A 16,634-nucleotide genomic window follows, 5' to 3' on the forward strand; every position below is an offset into this window, starting at 1 on the left:
TTATGATTGCAGAAATTCATGAAAGCTGGAAACCGTATTTAGAGAACGAATTTGAAAAGCCGTATTTCAAAGATTTAATGACTTTTGTAACTTCTGAATATGAAAATAATCAATGTTTTCCGCCAAAAGATCAAATTTTTAGTGCTTTTGACTATTGTACTTTTGAAGATTTAAAAGTGGTAATTATCGGTCAAGACCCTTATCATGGTTTCGGACAAGCAAATGGTTTGTGTTTTTCTGTAAATGATGGGGTTAAACATCCACCGTCATTAGTTAATATATTTAAAGAAATTGAAACTGACTTAAGCGAAGCTTATCCAATAACAGGTAATTTAGAACGCTGGGCGGAACAAGGGGTATTACTTTTAAACGCGACCTTAACTGTGAGAGCCCATGAGGCTGGAAGTCATCAAAAACAAGGTTGGGAAACTTTTACCGATGCTGTAATAAAAATAGTAAGCGAAAAAAAGAAAAATACAGTATTCTTACTTTGGGGAGGTTATGCTAAGAAGAAAGTCAAATTGATAGATGTTGCTAAACACAAGGTATTTGCTTCAGGACATCCGTCACCTTTAAGTGCTAATAGGGGGTATTGGTTTGGGAATAAGAATTTCAGTAAAACAAATCAATATTTAAACGAAGTAGAAAAAAAATCTATTCAATGGTAATTATTGCATTTTAAATATTTTGTGAATTGTTATTTTTTTCTGTTCTTTAAGCAAAAAAGAACATTATACCAGAACAAACGATATCAGTTAGAATTAACTTCCCGTAGCGGCTAACCTAGGAGCAAGTGTATTTATAGATCGCTCTGTCCTTAGAATGATAGGTTTTCTGTTTTTATGAGATGCTTTCTTAACTTTGTTGCAGCTAAATTTTAATAGTAAAAAATTAATGGCTACTAAACTAGAAATAATGATTGTCGTTGTAAGTATCATAGATAACTGAATTTAAACTTATTACAAAGCGCTGAAATTTACTATTTTGGGGCAGTAGTTGTTATAAGTTTTTGTCTGATGCAAAATTAATCAATAAAAGACTACACAGCAATACGTAGTTATACCTATTTATTTTTTTTGGGAAGTATTTAAAATTAAAGTTAAATATTTAGCATAATCTTAGAATATTAATTTTTTTTTGAGAATAGATATTTACTTTAAACCTGATTATTGCACTATGTATGTCAGAAAAAAAGTATTCTTTTGTGAAAACGTTAACAATTCCCCTCCTCCTCAGTGCTATTTAGTCTTATTTTCTTCTAGTTCTTAAATTAAATTTGTTGATTTCTAGCTTTTCTTCAGTTATAGGGTTTACAGTAAATACTAATTTGTATGTTCAATTTATTCATTCTGAATCAGAAAGCATTTACGCGTAATAAAAGTCATTTTTATTTCTGAAATATGTGTTTTAAGGAAATAAAAATTATTTTTGAACAAAATTAATGACATGGAAGAACCTAAATGGGTTACAGTTAAAGAATATGAAGACATTACTTATAAAAAATGTCATGGCGTTGCTAGAATCGCCTTTAATAGACCGAATGTTCGAAATGCTTTCCGTCCTAAAACAACAAGTGAGTTATACGATGCATTTTATGATGCTAATGAAGACGTAAATATTGGTGTTGTTTTACTTTCTGCAGAAGGACCTTCTACAAAAGATGGTGTTTATTCATTTTGTAGCGGAGGAGATCAAAAAGCACGTGGCCATCAAGGTTACGTTGGTGAAGATGGCTATCACCGTTTAAATATATTAGAAGTTCAACGTTTAATTCGCTTCATGCCAAAAGCAGTTATTGCAGTAGTTCCTGGATGGGCTGTTGGTGGCGGACATAGTTTACACGTGGTTTGCGATCTAACTTTAGCTAGTAAGGAACATGCTATATTTAAGCAAACAGATGCAGATGTTACAAGTTTTGACGGAGGTTACGGTTCAGCATATTTAGCTAAAATGGTCGGACAGAAAAAGGCTAGAGAAATCTTTTTCTTAGGTAGAAATTATTCAGCGCAAGAAGCATTCGAGATGGGTATGGTGAATGCTGTGATTCCTCATGATGAATTAGAAAGTACTGCTTACGAATGGGCGCAAGAAATCTTAGCAAAATCACCTACCTCAATTAAGATGTTGAAATTCGCAATGAATTTAACCGACGATGGTATGGTTGGTCAGCAAGTTTTTGCTGGTGAAGCTACACGATTAGCTTATATGACTGAAGAAGCAAAAGAAGGGCGTAACGCATTTCTTGAAAAGCGAAAGCCTAATTTTGATAAAAAATGGATTCCATAATGGAGAATGTTTCTACGTGGATTTCCGCGATGCGTTTAAGAACACTTCCTTTATCTGTTTCAGGAATTATTTTGGCTTCTTGTTTAGCGCAATACCATCAAGTTTTTAGCTGGAGTATTTGCATTATCGCCATTTTAACTACTTTAAGTTTACAGATTTTGTCAAATTTAGCGAATGATTATGGTGATGGCATAAAGGGTACCGATAATGACGATCGTATTGGTCCGCAACGTGCTATTCAATCGGGTAAAATATCACCCAAACAGCTTTTAAATGCGATTATAATTAATGTGATAATTGCTCTATTTTTAGCAGTATTGTTAATTTTTACGGCATTTGGCTCTGATAATTTTCTGCTTTCATCACTTTTTTTAGTTATAGGAATAGCCTCAGTCGTTGCAGCTATTAAATATACTGTAGGTAGCAGTGCTTTTGGTTATAAAGGCTTAGGAGATATCTTTGTTTTTATTTTTTTCGGACTCGTTAGTGTTATGGGGTGTTATGTGCTATATGCCAAAAACATAAGTGTTATAACGGTTTTACCAGCCATTACAGTGGGGCTTTTAAGCACAGGGGTTTTGAATCTTAATAATATGAGAGACAGGATTTCAGATAAAAAATCAAATAAAATTACTCTTGCTGTTAAATTAGGAGAAAAAAAAGTAAAAGTTTACCACAACATTTTAATTGTATCAGCTATTATTTTATCGGCCTTATTTGGTGTTTTATATTATACATCTATTTTTAATTTAATCTATTTTATAGCATATATTCCTTTAATTATTCATTTAAAAACGGTAAATAATAATAAAGATTTAGCGTTATTGGATCCAGAATTAAAGAAATTGGCATTAACGACTGTTTTATTAGCATTGTTAATGGGAATAGGACAATTGTTATAGAATTTTTGTAATTTAATCTTCTAATTTTAATAAGATGAAAATAACATTTTACGGTCATGCAAGTTTAGGAATTGAAGTAGACGATGTTCATATTCTTGTTGATCCATTTATTTCAGCAAACCCTAATGCTTCAGAAGTTGATATTGAAAACCTTAAAGCAGATTATATCCTTGTAACGCATGCGCACCAAGATCATATTGTTGATGTCGAAGCCATAGCAAAGCGCACGGGAGCTGTAATTGTTTCAAATTTTGAAATTGTTTCATATTATGAGAAATTAGGTATTGAAGGACATCCAATGAATCATGGCGGTAAATGGGATTTTGAATTTGGTACCGTAAAATATGTAAATGCCATTCATACATCTTCCTTCCCTGATGGCACTTATGGAGGTCAACCAGGAGGGTTTGTTATTGAAGGCGAACGTAAAAATATTTACATCGCTGGAGATACAGCTCTAACTTACGATATGAAATTAATTCCGCTTCAAACCAAATTAGATTTAGCGATTTTACCAATTGGTGATAATTTCACCATGGGTGTTGAAGATGCTATTTTAGCTAGTGATTTTATTGAATGTGATAAAGTTTTAGGTTATCATTATGATACTTTCGGATATATTGAAATTGATCATGAGGATGCTAAACGTAAATTCTTTGAAAAAGATAAAGATCTAATGTTACTAGGAATAAATGATTTTATAGAGCTATAACGCACATATTTAGCCTTCATTTATGTATCAAAAAATAAAATTGTTTTACTTCTTGGCCTTTTTAATTGCTATTCAATTCCCATTGAATGCACAAGAGAAAAAGCCAAAAGTTGCACTTGTTTTAAGTGGAGGAGGCGCTAAAGGAATAGCACATATTCCTGTTCTTCAAAAATTAGATTCTTTGGGTATTGTTCCTGATTTAGTTGTAGGAACTAGTATGGGGAGTGTGGTAGGTGGTTTATATTCCATGGGCTATTCTGGTAATGATATTGCCGAAATGATCACAGAACTAGATTGGAATCAATTATTAGGAGGCAGTGTAACCTTAGCCTTAGTAGGTAATGAGGAAAAAAGTGAGTTCAACAACTACTTAATAGGTTTAAATTGGAAAAATAAAAAACCTTCCATAAGTACAGGAATACTTAACGATCAAAACCTTCGAGAACTTTTAGCATTGCTTACGTATCCTGTGTATAGTATTCATGATTTTGACAAATTACCTATTCCATACCGAGCCATTGCAACTGATATTGTAAGCGGAAATGAAGTTGTAATAAAAGAAGGATCTTTACTAACAGCTATGCGTGCCAGTATGTCGATTCCTTCTATTTTTAAACCTGTAGATTATAAAGAAACTTTACTGGTTGATGGTGGTATTTTAAATAATTTCCCAACAGATGTCGCTAAGCAACTTGGCGCAGATATTATTATTGGTAGTGATGTAGGTGGTGGATTAAAAACTAAGGAAGAATTGAACAATATTGCTACAATTTTGTTTCAAACGAGTATGTTAGTCAGTAGTATTAAAAATCCAGAGAATCGTAAACTATGTGATGTTTTAGTAGATCATACACCTAATTTAACCTATTCGACAGGTGACTTTAATAGAAGTGCAGGGATTTATGAAGAAGGAAAGATCGCAACCAACGAGCAAACCGATCCGCTTTCAGAATTAGCCTTTAAATTAAGGAATTACGAGCAAAGACAAGTTAAAGTACCCGAAGTACCTGAACAGTTTGTATTAGATACGATTGTATATAAGTCTATTAGTAAAGGTAATTTAGAGTTGGTAAAATCTCGTGTAGATTTAGAGGAAAATAAGGCGTACGCTCCAGACGATGTTGTAAATGGTGTAAACAGACTTATGGGAACCAATCTATTCAATCAAATAGTAGTGATTCCTAAAGTTAAAGATAGTGTTTTAGGTTTAGAAATAAATGGGGTTGAAAACTCGAAGCATCAATTAAAATTGGCGCTTCATTATGATACTTATAGAGATCTTGGAGCCATTATAAATTATACAGGTAGAAATGTAGTAGGTGAAGCTTCTCGTACCTTATTCACGCTTGATGTTTCGGAGCAACCTAAGTTAAGGGTGCAGCACCAAAAAATATTTGGCAAAGAACACAAATGGTGGTGGCGAACAGAGTTATTGTGGTTAAAACTTAAGCAAAAAGTGTATTTTGATGGTTTTGGAGTGGATGGGATGAAATATAAGTCTCTAGCTTTTGACTTTCAGTTTAATAGAAACCTTATTGTAAATAAAAGTTATATTGGTTTAGGCTTGGCTTCTAATACGGTAAATTTAGAACCTCAAATTAGTCTTGCTACAGAAGATTCTTCAATTTTAGAAAACTATAAGTTTAAAGATATTGGTTTAGATTTTCACTTTAACTACAATAGCTTTGATGAAGTTTTTTACTCTAAACGTGGGACTTTTGTCCATGCTTCCATCGAGCAGTCTTTAGTTCATAAAGTGGATTTAAACTTTTCAGATGAAAGTGAAAACCTAAACGGTAACACTAATGGTTTTACTAAGGCAAATGTTGTTTACGAAAGACGTATACCTCTTAATGGGCTCTTTTCTATTATAGTTGGGGCGCAAGGCGCATTCACTTTTCAGCAGGATTTAACTGGTGATGATATTAGTTTTAGTGATTTTGGTTATGGTGCTAAATACTTTATAGGTGGAAATGTAACACGACCTATGCGGGATACTTTTGTTTTTGCTGGTTTAGATGAAGATGAGTTAACAGCAACTCAATTCTTGGCTTTTAATTTAGGAGTGCAATACCATCCCTTTAAAAAAGTATACATTCAACCACATGGAAGTTTAGCATCAGTAGGGTTTGACGAGTTTAGTAATTATGTAGATCATGCTTTTTCGCCTAAAGGTAACTGGGATGAAGCTCAAGAAACTAGTGCTGTCTTATCGGTGGGTTCAACATTTTCATACAACTCCTTATTAGGGCCTATAAATTTAGACGTTTCCTATGTGAATGGTTTAGATCGGTTTCGTGTGTTTCTAGGTATTGGTTTTCAATTTGGTAAATCTAATTAAGGTATATGACAGCTAATTATTATAAATATATTTTAGACTTCAAACAAGCTAGCGGAACTTCTCGAGGGGTTTTAAAACAAAAGGAAACGTGGTTTATAGTCGTAGAAGCTGAAAACAATCAAGGTGTTGGAGAATGTGGTGTTTTTAGAGGTTTAAGTATTGATGATACGCCAGATTATGAAAGTGTTTTAAAATGGACATGTTCAAATATTCACTTAGGTTTAGACATTTTACTTGGTAAACTTACCGAATACCCTTCCATTCAGTTTGGCGTAGAAATGGCTTTTAAATCTTTAGAAGCTGAAAATAAATTTGAATTGTTTCCTTCGGAATTCATAAAAGGAAATAAAGGAATTGCTATAAACGGCTTAATTTGGATGGGAAGTGAAGCTTTCATGAAACAACAAATTAAAGACAAAATTGAAGCTGGTTTTAAATGTATTAAAATGAAAATTGGAGCTATCGATTTTCAAACCGAAATCAAGCTTTTAAAGTCGATTAGAAAAGAATTTTCATCAAAAGATATCGAATTACGTGTAGATGCGAATGGGGCATTTCATCCTTCAGAAGCCTTAGAAAAATTAAAGGTTTTATCTGAACTCGATTTACACTCCATTGAACAACCTATTAAACAAGGACAAACAGAAGCCATGTCACAATTGTGTAAGGACACACCTTTGCCAATTGCTTTAGATGAAGAATTGATAGGTGTGTTTTCAGAAGAAGAAAAAAGGAGTTTGCTAAAAACTATAAATCCGCAATACATCATACTAAAACCAAGTTTGATTGGTGGTTTCCGCGGAAGCGATCAATGGATTAAAGCCGCAGAAAATCAAAACATTGGTTGGTGGATAACAAGCGCTCTAGAAAGTAACATAGGTCTGAACGCCATTGCGCAATACACTTATATGAAAAATAGTGAATTACCCCAAGGATTAGGTACTGGCGGATTATTTACTAATAATTTTGAGAGTCCACTACAAGTTAATCACGGTCATTTAAAATATAGCAAAACGATAAACTGGAATTTTAATTTAAAATAATATGTACATAGAACAGGCTTTTAAAGGTTTACACGAGTGGTGGCGCTATATAGTTGGTGTTTTAATAATTTTTTGTTCTTGGCAAATTATTGGAATGCTACCCTTGGTTGGTGCTCTAGCGGTTAAAACTATTGTAAGCGGAGGCGAAGCAAATATCTCTACCATACCAGAAATGATCGATTTACTTGGAAACAATATGTTTTTGTTTTTCATGCTGTTTTCATTTGCTGTTGGTTTGTTAGGCGTTTTTATTACAAGCGTGGGTTTTCATAAGTTGCCAATTGTAAGTTTAACAACTGTTAGAAAAAAGATTGATTGGTCTCGATTTTGGTTCGTATTTGTGCTTTGGGGGATAATTTCTACGGGGTTTATTTTTTTAGAATATTATTTAGCTCCAGAAGATTATCAGTGGAATTTTCAGTTGCAACCGTTTTTAGTATTATGTGTAATTAGCGTAATTTTTATTCCATTACAAACCAGTTTTGAGGAATATTTTTTCCGTGGATATTTGATGCAAGGTTTTGGCGTGATTTTTAGAAACAGATGGATGCCATTATTAATTACCTCAGTAGGTTTTGGGCTCTTGCATATTGCCAACCCAGAAGTAGAACAATTGGGGTATGTAATCATGATTTATTACATAGGAACAGGTTTGTTTTTGGGAGTAATGACTTTAATGGATGACGGTTTAGAGCTTGCTTTAGGCTTTCACGCAGCCAATAATTTGTTTACAGCACTTTTGGTTTCAGCAGATTGGACAGCCTTCCAGACCGACTCCTTATTTAAAGATTTATCAAACCCTTCAGAGGTCGGATTTATTGAAATATTTGTTCCTGTTTTTATTGTGTTTCCAGCGTTACTTTTTGTATTTTCCAAAAAATATAATTGGACTGATTGGAAAGGCAAACTATCAGGAAAATTAATAGAACCAGAGATAGAGAATAATATAAAAATGAAAAGTTATGATGCCGAATTATAGAAATGTACACAACAAGTTTAAGTTAGATAATGTAAGTTATAAACATGAAGATTTAATGGAGGTAGCTTATAGCTATGTCAAGGAAGGTCTGCCATTTCAACAAGAACTCGGACTCTTTTTATTAGATTGGTTAGATGATTATGATTATGTAGAAGTGCAGACTTCAGGTTCTACCGGGAAACCCAAAAAACTAAAAATTAAAAAACAAGCTATGGTAAATTCGGCCATTGCTACAGGTGATTTCTTCGATTTAAAGCCTGGATATAAAGTTTTACACTGTTTACCTTCAAACTTTATTGCAGGAAAAATGACGATTGTAAGAGCCATTATTTTAGGCTTAGAGCTGGACATGGTTCAACCTTCTGCTTTTCCTAGAATTGATTACGAAAAAGACTACGATTTTTGTGCTTTTACTCCAATGCAACTTAAAAACTTTGCTAAAGACTTAGAAAGTATTAAAGCTGTTATTGTTGGTGGAGGTATGGTTTCTAAGCATATTGTTGATCTCATTAAAGACAAAAAACCAATGGTTTATGAAACCTATGGGATGACTGAAACAGTATCTCATATTGCTGTAAGAAAACTTAATAATTTAGATGAAACTGAAAGAGTAGCTTACTTTAGAACCCTTCCTAATGTTAAAATTTCTACAGATGACCGTGATTGTTTAGTGATTGAAGCTCCGGCAATTTCAGATGAGACGATTGTAACTAATGATATTGTTAAAATTCACACATCAGACAGTTTTGAATGGTTAGGACGTTACGATAATGTGGTAAATTCTGGAGGAATAAAGCTATATCCAGAGCAAATTGAACGAAAATTACAAGGTAAAATAAAGGAAGATTTTTTCATTACTTCAAAACCTGATGATACTTTAGGTGAAAAATTAGTTTTAGTTGTACAGAGTGAAAGTAATAATTTAAACAACGATGTTTTTGCAGAATTAGGGAAATATGAAAAACCTAAAGAGATCATTCATGTAGCGAAATTTACTGAAACGTCTTCTGGGAAAATTCATCGTCAACGTACTTTAGAATCTGTTCAATAGTAAACTGTAACAAATTTCACTTTTTTTATACTTACAAGTAAATATTAATACATGAGCTTTATTAAACGCGTTTTATCAACATTAACAGGCATTATTTTATTTTGTATGTTATGTGTTATTGGATTAGTTATTATTGGACTTATTGCTGGTTCGGGATCAAGTGAAACCGTACAAGTGAAACCAAATTCAGTTTTAAATTTAAAGTTAGATTTTCCTGTCAAAGATTATGCAGGAAAAGTGGAATTTAAAGAATATTCATTTTTAAACGAGTCTAAGAAAAACGGCTTATTTAATATTATTGATGCTATTAAATACGCTGCTACAGATGACAATATCAAGGGGATTACAATTGAAAACAATTTTGTTGATGCTGGAATTACACAGGTAAAAGCTTTACGCGGCGCATTATTAAAGTTTAAAGAATCAGGAAAATTTGTTGTAGCTTATTCAGATGTATATACGCAAAAAGATTACTATCTAAGTTCTGTTGCCGATACTGTTTTTATTAACCCAGCAGGTATGATGGAGTTTAAAGGATTGTATTCAGAACGCCTGTATTTCAAAGATTTTCAGGAAAAATCTGGAGTTAAAATGGAAGTGGTACGCTTAGGGAAATATAAAAGTGCAGTTGAGCCCTTTTTAACCAATGAAATGAGCGATAATAATAGAGAGCAAATTACGGTTTACTTGAATTCTCTTTGGAAAGATATGAAAGCAGACATTTCGTTAAGTCGTCATGTTTCTGTTGAAAAACTTAATGTTATAGCTGATAGTTTGTTAGCTAGAAATCCAAAATTAGCAAAAACCTCAGGACTTGTTGATAAGATCGCTTATTATGATGAATACGTGAATGGTATGAGAAAAGCGATTGGAGTTAAAGAAAAGGAAGAACTTGAATCTGTTTCCATTTTAGATTATTCAAGATATGCTTCGACTAAAATAAAAGATTATTCAGCAAAAGATAGAATTGCAGTTATTTATGCGCAAGGTAACATTATTTATGGTGAAGGTGATGAAAATAGCATAGGTCAAGGGGCAATGAATAAATCATTAAAAGAAGCACGAGAAGATGATAAGGTAAAGGCTGTAGTGCTTAGAATTAATTCTCCGGGAGGATCGGCTTTGGCTAGTGAACTTATTTGGAGAGAAATAGAATTGACTAAAAAAGTAAAACCTGTGATTGTTTCTATGGGGGATTTAGCGGCTTCTGGTGGTTATTATATCGCTTCGAATGCTAATAAAATTATTGCAGAACCATCAACAATTACAGGAAGTATTGGCGTTTTTGGAATGTTACCTAACGGAAAGCAGTTGTCTGAAAATATGGGTATCAATGCTGAACAAGTAATTACAAACAAAAATGCTGTAACTTATAGTTTTTTCGAACCTTTAAATGAAGAACAACGCGCCTTTATTAAAGAAGGCATTATTGATATCTATGATTTGTTTTCTACTCGTGTAGCAGATGGAAGAAATCTTACTAGAGAGCAAGTTGAAGCAATTGCGCAAGGTCGTGTTTGGACAGGTGCTGATGCTATTTCTATTGGTTTAGTGGATGAATTAGGAGGTCTGGATTTAGCCTTAAAACGTGCCGCTGAAACTGCTGAGATTGAAAAATACAGAATTGACGAATATCCTGTTTTTGAAAAAGATTTAGATAAAATGCTACGCGAATATGGTTTGGTAAAAGCCAAAGAAACCATTCTAGAAGAAGAACTGGGTACAGAGAATTATAAGATGCTAAAAGAAATTAAAGCTATGACCGAGAAAAAGGGCGTACAGTTATTATTTCCTTTTAGTACAGAGATTAAATAAAGGGTTTAAAACTTGCCATTTTATTTTTTATACATTCATTTGCTGCATGCGTGAAACTATATGTAGGCCAATTAAAAACTACACATAAAGCGTATTCGAGAATTACTTTAAAATCAAAAAAAATGAAGTTTATGAATAATAGACATTTATTAAAAGTAGTTAAGGATAACTCAAAGTTGTTTGCAGACAAAGAAATTGTTTTTCACAAAAATGAAAACCGAAACAGCTGGGAAGGGTTAACTTGGAGTGCATTTAATCATCAAGTAGAGCAAGTTTCGAAGGCCTTAATCAATTTTGGAATACATGAGCAATCTAATATTGGAATATTTGCTCAGAATACGACAGAATGGATTATGGCCGATTTCGGTATCATGGGAATTCGATCAGTTACTGTACCGATATACGCTACAAATTCAAAAAAAGAAGCCGAATACATTATAAATGACGCCCAAATAAGTGTACTCTTTGTTGGTGATCAAGAGGAATTTGAGAAAGCGCAACAAATATCTGAAAACAATAAATTTTTAAAATTGATTGTTGTTTTAAGTCAAAAAGTAGATTTAAAAAATTACAACAACGCGGTTTATTTTACTGATTTTATTAATGCGAAATTTCCAAGTAGTATTGAAAAAGAATTAGAAAAACGTCACGTTAATTATCAATTAACAGATTTAGCCAGCATAATTTACACGTCAGGAACTACTGGAGAGCCTAAAGGAGTGATGTTGGACCATGGTAATTTCGCATCGGTTATAGAAGCTCATATTAAAGAGTTGGATGTCAATAAAAAGGATGTGTCTTTAAGTTTTTTACCCTTAAGTCACATTTATGAACGTATTTGGGTGTTTTTCTGTTTACATCAAGGTATTCAGGTGTATTTTAACGAAGACCCGAAGAAGATAGCTGATGTTCTTAAAGAAGTGAAACCAACCTTAATGTGTACGGTGCCGCGAATTTTTGAGAAAATTTTTAACGCCATTCAAGATAAAAGAAAGGAAGCTTCTCCAGCCAAAATGAAGCTCGCCAGTTGGGCATTGGGCATCGGGAATACGTATCATAACAAATGCCTTAGATTAAACAAAAAAGTACCTTTATCTATAAAAATCAAGTTTAAAATTGCCGATAAATTAGTACTTAGCAAATTACGTGATGTATTTGGTGGTAATATTAAATTCATGCCTTGCGGTGGTGCGCCTTTAGCTCCAGATATGGTGTCCTTTTTTCATTCATTCGGACTCAATGTGAAATGCGGTTACGGACTAACAGAAACCACCGCGACTGTTTCACTGTATGGCGATCAGTTTTTTGAGTTTAATTCTGCTGGCAAAATAATTAATGGTACTGAAGTTAAAATAGGTTCAAACAACGAAATTTTAGTGAAGGGGCCAGGAGTGATGCGAGGCTATTATAAGAAACCAGAAGCTACAGCTGAAGTTTTTGAAGATGGTTGGTTTAAAACCGGTGATGCAGGAAAAATGGATAAATACAATAATTTAATCATTACCGACAGAATTAAAGATTTAATGAAAACCTCTGGCGGAAAGTATATTGCACCTCAAAAGCTAGAAACCACTTTGGTTGGTGATGCTTTTATTGAACAAATAGCAGTAATAGGAGATCAACAAAAGTATGTCACGGCATTGGCGGTACCAAGCTTTGAAAATATTAAAAAATACGCCGAAGAGCACAAAATTAGTTTTAAAAACATAGAAGATTTAATTGCCAATACGCAAATTAAAGCCATGTTTGAAAAGCGCTTTGAGGACTTGCAAAAAGAGTTTTCAAGATTTGAAAAAATCAAAAAATTTACCCTACTACCAAAAGAGTTTAGTATTGAAGCTGGCGAAATTACTGCAACTTTAAAACTAAAACGAAAAGTCATTCAAGAAAAATACAAAGAGCTTATTGATAAAATGTATAAGGAGTAGTTTGTATTTATGTTATTATAACTCATCCGAAACAATCAATTTATATTCATTTTGACCTTTTAAGGTTAAATAAGGAAAAATGGATTGCATTAAAACTACCGAATATGTTGAGATTGATTTCTTTGTTAGTTTAGAGTGAAAAATTTCAGCATCAGCTATCCAAAAATCACTTAAAAGCTGAAGACGTTTATACAAATTTTTATATTCGTTAGGTAAAATTTCTTCTCGAATTAAATCGTTTTCAATTAATAAATTAAAAAGCATTGAGAATTGTTGCTCTCTTTCAGTAATTAATTTTGAATAATGAATTTTAATTTTTTTGTTCTCACGCATAATTTGAACAAAATCAAGTAGAAAAAAACGATATTCATAAAAATTATTCATCATTGTTTGAGAAATACTGACCAGTGATTTGAAAGGGTTTTTAAACTCTTGCATACTTGACATACTATTATCAATGCTTTTCACTAACTTAAAATACAAAGCTTCAATAATATCTTCCCTTTTTTTAAAATGATAATTTAAATTCCCTTGACTTATTTCCATTTTATTCGCTATTGTTCTAAGCGTTACGTTAGACAAGCCAAGTGAATTAAATAACTCTAAAGAGTTTTCTAAAATTATTTCTTTAGTCTTTTTCATTTTACAAAGATAAAAAATTAGTAACATTGACCTAATATTGAAACAAATTAGTACTTTTGACCTAATTTAAAATTAACTAAAAATGAATACTGAAAAAATTAGTAGTAAAATTGCGAGTTGGTCCTTAATGTTTGTTGGTATTGGGCATACAATAACAGATTTAACAAGCCGAAAAACGTCATCGCAAAATGACTTTATCATAAAAATGAAAGAGTTTCCTATTGAAGTGTTAGGAAGCAATGCAACTATTTTTTCTTTCCATCAAGGTTTCAGTTTAATGATGGGGTTATTACTTTTTGGCTATGGATTATTAAATATATTGATTTTGAGAAACAATCAAACATCACCAATTCCAGTCAACATTGTTTTCTTTAACATTGTAATTTGCTTAATTTCACTCGTTATATCTATTAAATATTTTTTCATAGTGCCAATTCTATTTATTGGTATTGCCTTTTTAGGATTTACAATTTCGTTAATTACAAAACGTATAAAATGAAAATTTCAATAATAGGAGGCGGAATAGGAGGCTTAACCACTGCAATTGCATTGAAACAAAAAGGTTTTGAGGTAGAAATATTTGAACAATATAAAGAAATTAAGAAAGCAGGTTCAGGTATAAATTTGGCAATTAACGCAATGCAAATCTATAAAAGATTAGGTATTTATGATGAAATCGCATCTTTAGGTAGTTACACAAATGCCTTATTTATTTCAGATGAAAAATTCAACATACTTTCTGAAATAAAGCTATTAAAAACAGAACAGGAATTTAAGACAAAAGCTTTTGCAATTCACAGAGCAGTTTTACATACCATTTTAGTAAATAAATTAGATGGTGTAAAAATTCACTTAAATAAAAAGTTAAAATCGTTAAGTCAGACAAATAATGAAGTGATTTTTGATTTTGAAGATGGAACAACATATAGCTCAAACATATTAATTGGAGCAGATGGAATTCATTCTGTAGTTAGAAAATCAATCATTGATAACACTGAATTACGAATGGCGAAACAAGTTTGTTGGAGAGGTATCGTGAAAACAGCTATTTCTAATAAATATGAAACCGAATTAAATGAATTATGGGGAAAAGGAAAACGTTTTGGTTTTGTTAAAATTAATAAAAATGAAGTGTATTGGTATGCATTAACAAATTACAAAATAGACTATAAAGTAGAATTTAGTAATGCAAATTTGGAAGAATTATTTTCAAATTTTAGTCCTGTAGTAAAACAAATAATATCAAAAACAGAGAAAAGAAATATCATTTTCAATGAAATGATGGACTTAAAACCAATGTCAAGCTGGCATCATAAAAATGTATGTTTAATCGGAGATGCATCTCACGCCACAACACCGAATTTAGGACAAGGTGCTTGTCAAGCTATTGAAACTGCTTTTGTAATTGCAGAATGTCTATCAACTGAAAATAATATAAATTTAGCATTTGAAAAACTGGAAAAAATAAGAAAAAAGAATGTCAAAAAAGTTATAAATACAAGTTGGATAGTGGGAAAAATAGCTCACTTAAATAACCGAATTGGAATCTTTTTGAGGAATAACATTATGAAACTAATACCCAAAAAAATCACTGAAAAACAATCGACTTCTTTATACAAACTGAATTATTGAAAATAACTCCAGAGTACACCGTGTAAAAAAACATAACTAAATTAGGCTTTCCAAGAGATTTTTGCTTGTTTACCAAATCCACCAAATTTTTAATTGGGCTTTTAGGTTTGACAAGTTAAAAACAAAATTAAAAATTTAGCTCTTTTTTATCCTTAAAAACAATTACCTTTTTACGCGCTACGTTCTATACACATAAACCGTTGGGCTTAATGTAAAAAAACATTTGGGAAATTGACAGAATTACAGAAATATATTACTTCCTACTTTGGAATCACAAACCGGAATATGGACAAAATAACATCCTTGTTTACGGAATCTGAACTGAAAAAAGGAGAATTTTTTACGAAATCTGGTCAATATTGCGAAAAACTGAGTTTTGTGCGAACTGGTTTTATACGAGTTTTTGCAAACGCTAATGATAAAGAAGTTACCCAATGGATTTCTACCAAAGGATATTTCATAACCGATTTGTATAGTTTCACTTTCAAACAGCGAGCAAAATGGAATATTCAAGCCTTAACGGACTGCGAGCTTTACACAATCGATAAATTGAATTACAAACTTTTGAACAATGTAGTTCCGAATTGGGCGGAAATGGAAAAACAATTTATTGCAGGTTGTTTCATTCAATTAGAAGATAGGGTTTTTAGTCATTTATCGCTTAATGCCGAAGAACGTTATGATAAACTTTTTGAGAACAACAAAGAGCTTTTTAACCAAGTTCCCTTACAATATCTCGCTTCAATGCTCGGAATGTCGCCAGAAACGTTCAGCCGAATAAGAAACAAAAAAAATTCTTGATTTTTGTCAAGAGCAAGAATTTGATTTGAATCGAACTTTGTCAGATAAATTAAAAATTATGGCAAAGCAAATTAAAACATCGATTACGATAAACGCAAGTAAAGAGAAAATATGGAAAATACTTACAGACTTTGAGAAATATCACGAATGGAACTCATTTATTAAGTCGGTAACTGGAGAAGTAAAAGTTGGAAACCAAATTAAAATAAAACTACAAGGAATGGCCTTTAAACCAATCGTATTGACTTTAAAAGAAAATACAGAATTAAAATGGCTTGGTCATCTTTGGTTCAAAGGACTTTTTGACGGAAAACATAAATTCAAACTGACCGACAACGGAAACGGAACGACTAATTTTGAGCAGAGCGAAATTTTTAGCGGAATATTAGTTAAATTATTTACCAAGAGTTTGGACAAGGACACGAAGAATGATTTTGATCAAATGAACAAGGAATTGAAATTACGTGCAGAAAAACACTAAGCACAACAACTGAGATAGTTC

Annotated in this window: 15 protein-coding genes; 14 read left to right on the top strand and 1 reads right to left on the bottom strand. The window is 32.2% G+C overall.

Going from position 1 to position 16,634, the window contains the following annotated elements; translation table 11 throughout:
- The first annotated feature begins 2 nt into the window (after positions 1-2).
- The 10 genes from Q4566_RS03945 to Q4566_RS03990 all read left to right on the top strand — a co-directional run bounded on the left by Q4566_RS03945 (position 3) and on the right by Q4566_RS03990 (position 13,057).
- Positions 3-668: a uracil-DNA glycosylase gene (locus tag Q4566_RS03945; protein ID WP_303418483.1), complete on the top strand. Its 666-nt coding sequence runs from the start codon at positions 3-5 to the stop codon at positions 666-668.
- Positions 669-1,446: 778 nt separating this feature from the next.
- A complete protein-coding gene (locus tag Q4566_RS03950; protein WP_303418486.1) occupies positions 1,447-2,286 on the top strand; it encodes a 1,4-dihydroxy-2-naphthoyl-CoA synthase in 840 nt (279 codons plus the stop codon).
- A complete protein-coding gene (gene menA, locus Q4566_RS03955) occupies positions 2,274-3,188 on the top strand; it encodes a 1,4-dihydroxy-2-naphthoate octaprenyltransferase (protein ID WP_303418488.1) in 915 nt (304 codons plus the stop codon). Before Q4566_RS03950 ends, menA begins: the two co-directional genes overlap by 13 nt.
- Positions 3,189-3,222: 34 nt before the next feature.
- Positions 3,223-3,900: a metal-dependent hydrolase gene (locus Q4566_RS03960; protein WP_303418491.1), complete on the top strand. Its 678-nt coding sequence runs from the start codon at positions 3,223-3,225 to the stop codon at positions 3,898-3,900.
- 22 nt (positions 3,901-3,922) lie between these two features.
- On the top strand, positions 3,923-6,241 hold the full coding sequence (locus Q4566_RS03965; protein ID WP_303418494.1) for a patatin-like phospholipase family protein: 2,319 nt from the start codon (positions 3,923-3,925) through the stop codon (positions 6,239-6,241).
- Between the two features lie 5 nt (positions 6,242-6,246).
- A complete protein-coding gene (locus Q4566_RS03970) occupies positions 6,247-7,284 on the top strand; it encodes an o-succinylbenzoate synthase (RefSeq protein WP_303418497.1) in 1,038 nt (345 codons plus the stop codon).
- A 1-nt stretch (position 7,285) separates the two neighbouring features.
- Complete coding sequence (locus tag Q4566_RS03975; RefSeq protein ID WP_303418500.1) at positions 7,286-8,263, top strand: CPBP family intramembrane glutamic endopeptidase; 978 nt, start codon at positions 7,286-7,288, stop codon at positions 8,261-8,263.
- Positions 8,247-9,314 carry an AMP-binding protein gene (locus Q4566_RS03980; RefSeq protein ID WP_303418502.1) on the top strand — a complete coding sequence of 356 codons (1,068 nt, stop codon included), beginning with the start codon at positions 8,247-8,249 and terminating at the stop codon, positions 9,312-9,314. Before Q4566_RS03975 ends, Q4566_RS03980 begins: the two co-directional genes overlap by 17 nt.
- Before the next feature lie 51 nt (positions 9,315-9,365).
- On the top strand, positions 9,366-11,129 hold the full coding sequence (gene sppA, locus Q4566_RS03985; RefSeq protein ID WP_303418505.1) for a signal peptide peptidase SppA: 1,764 nt from the start codon (positions 9,366-9,368) through the stop codon (positions 11,127-11,129).
- Positions 11,130-11,260: 131 nt separating this feature from the next.
- A complete protein-coding gene (locus tag Q4566_RS03990) occupies positions 11,261-13,057 on the top strand; it encodes a long-chain fatty acid--CoA ligase (protein WP_303418508.1) in 1,797 nt (598 codons plus the stop codon).
- A gap of 15 nt (positions 13,058-13,072) precedes the next feature.
- On the opposite strand, the gene Q4566_RS03995 is transcribed toward Q4566_RS03990, so the two are convergent.
- Positions 13,073-13,699: a TetR/AcrR family transcriptional regulator gene (locus Q4566_RS03995; RefSeq protein ID WP_303418511.1), complete on the bottom strand. Its 627-nt coding sequence runs from the start codon at positions 13,697-13,699 to the stop codon at positions 13,073-13,075.
- 82 nt (positions 13,700-13,781) lie between these two features.
- Here Q4566_RS03995 and Q4566_RS04000 point away from each other — a divergent pair, with 82 nt between their 5' ends.
- From Q4566_RS04000 to Q4566_RS04015, 4 genes are all read left to right on the top strand, one after another.
- Complete coding sequence (locus Q4566_RS04000; RefSeq protein WP_303418514.1) at positions 13,782-14,198, top strand: LIC_13387 family protein; 417 nt, start codon at positions 13,782-13,784, stop codon at positions 14,196-14,198.
- Positions 14,195-15,331 carry an FAD-dependent monooxygenase gene (locus Q4566_RS04005; RefSeq protein ID WP_303418518.1) on the top strand — a complete coding sequence of 379 codons (1,137 nt, stop codon included), beginning with the start codon at positions 14,195-14,197 and terminating at the stop codon, positions 15,329-15,331. Before Q4566_RS04000 ends, Q4566_RS04005 begins: the two co-directional genes overlap by 4 nt.
- 285 nt (positions 15,332-15,616) lie before the next feature.
- A complete protein-coding gene (locus tag Q4566_RS04010; RefSeq protein WP_303418520.1) occupies positions 15,617-16,132 on the top strand; it encodes a Crp/Fnr family transcriptional regulator in 516 nt (171 codons plus the stop codon).
- A 58-nt stretch (positions 16,133-16,190) separates the two neighbouring features.
- Positions 16,191-16,613, top strand: coding sequence for an SRPBCC domain-containing protein (locus tag Q4566_RS04015; RefSeq protein ID WP_303418523.1), 423 nt, complete (start codon positions 16,191-16,193; stop codon positions 16,611-16,613).
- Positions 16,614-16,634: the final 21 nt, after the last annotated feature.

It is taken from the genome of Tamlana sp. 2_MG-2023 (genome assembly GCF_030548465.1).
Classification (GTDB): domain Bacteria; phylum Bacteroidota; class Bacteroidia; order Flavobacteriales; family Flavobacteriaceae; genus Pseudotamlana.

Excerpts from the sequence above, each read along its gene's own strand:
- Q4566_RS03970 (WP_303418497.1), top strand. The coding sequence starts at position 6,247 with ATGACAGCTAATTATTATAAATATATTTTAGACTTCAAACAAGCTAGC.
- sppA (WP_303418505.1), top strand. The coding sequence starts at position 9,366 with ATGAGCTTTATTAAACGCGTTTTATCAACATTAACAGGCATTATTTTA.
- Q4566_RS03975 (WP_303418500.1), top strand. The coding sequence starts at position 7,286 with ATGTACATAGAACAGGCTTTTAAAGGTTTACACGAGTGGTGGCGCTAT.
- Q4566_RS04010 (WP_303418520.1), top strand. The coding sequence starts at position 15,617 with ATGGACAAAATAACATCCTTGTTTACGGAATCTGAACTGAAAAAAGGA.
- Q4566_RS03945 (WP_303418483.1), top strand. The coding sequence starts at position 3 with ATGATTGCAGAAATTCATGAAAGCTGGAAACCGTATTTAGAGAACGAA.
- Q4566_RS03995 (WP_303418511.1), bottom strand. The coding sequence starts at position 13,699 with ATGAAAAAGACTAAAGAAATAATTTTAGAAAACTCTTTAGAGTTATTT.
- Q4566_RS03950 (WP_303418486.1), top strand. The coding sequence starts at position 1,447 with ATGGAAGAACCTAAATGGGTTACAGTTAAAGAATATGAAGACATTACT.
- menA (WP_303418488.1), top strand. The coding sequence starts at position 2,274 with ATGGATTCCATAATGGAGAATGTTTCTACGTGGATTTCCGCGATGCGT.
- Q4566_RS04015 (WP_303418523.1), top strand. The coding sequence starts at position 16,191 with ATGGCAAAGCAAATTAAAACATCGATTACGATAAACGCAAGTAAAGAG.
- Q4566_RS03960 (WP_303418491.1), top strand. The coding sequence starts at position 3,223 with ATGAAAATAACATTTTACGGTCATGCAAGTTTAGGAATTGAAGTAGAC.
- Q4566_RS03965 (WP_303418494.1), top strand. The coding sequence starts at position 3,923 with ATGTATCAAAAAATAAAATTGTTTTACTTCTTGGCCTTTTTAATTGCT.
- Q4566_RS03980 (WP_303418502.1), top strand. The coding sequence starts at position 8,247 with ATGATGCCGAATTATAGAAATGTACACAACAAGTTTAAGTTAGATAAT.
- Q4566_RS04005 (WP_303418518.1), top strand. The coding sequence starts at position 14,195 with ATGAAAATTTCAATAATAGGAGGCGGAATAGGAGGCTTAACCACTGCA.
- Q4566_RS04000 (WP_303418514.1), top strand. The coding sequence starts at position 13,782 with ATGAATACTGAAAAAATTAGTAGTAAAATTGCGAGTTGGTCCTTAATG.
- Q4566_RS03990 (WP_303418508.1), top strand. The coding sequence starts at position 11,261 with ATGAATAATAGACATTTATTAAAAGTAGTTAAGGATAACTCAAAGTTG.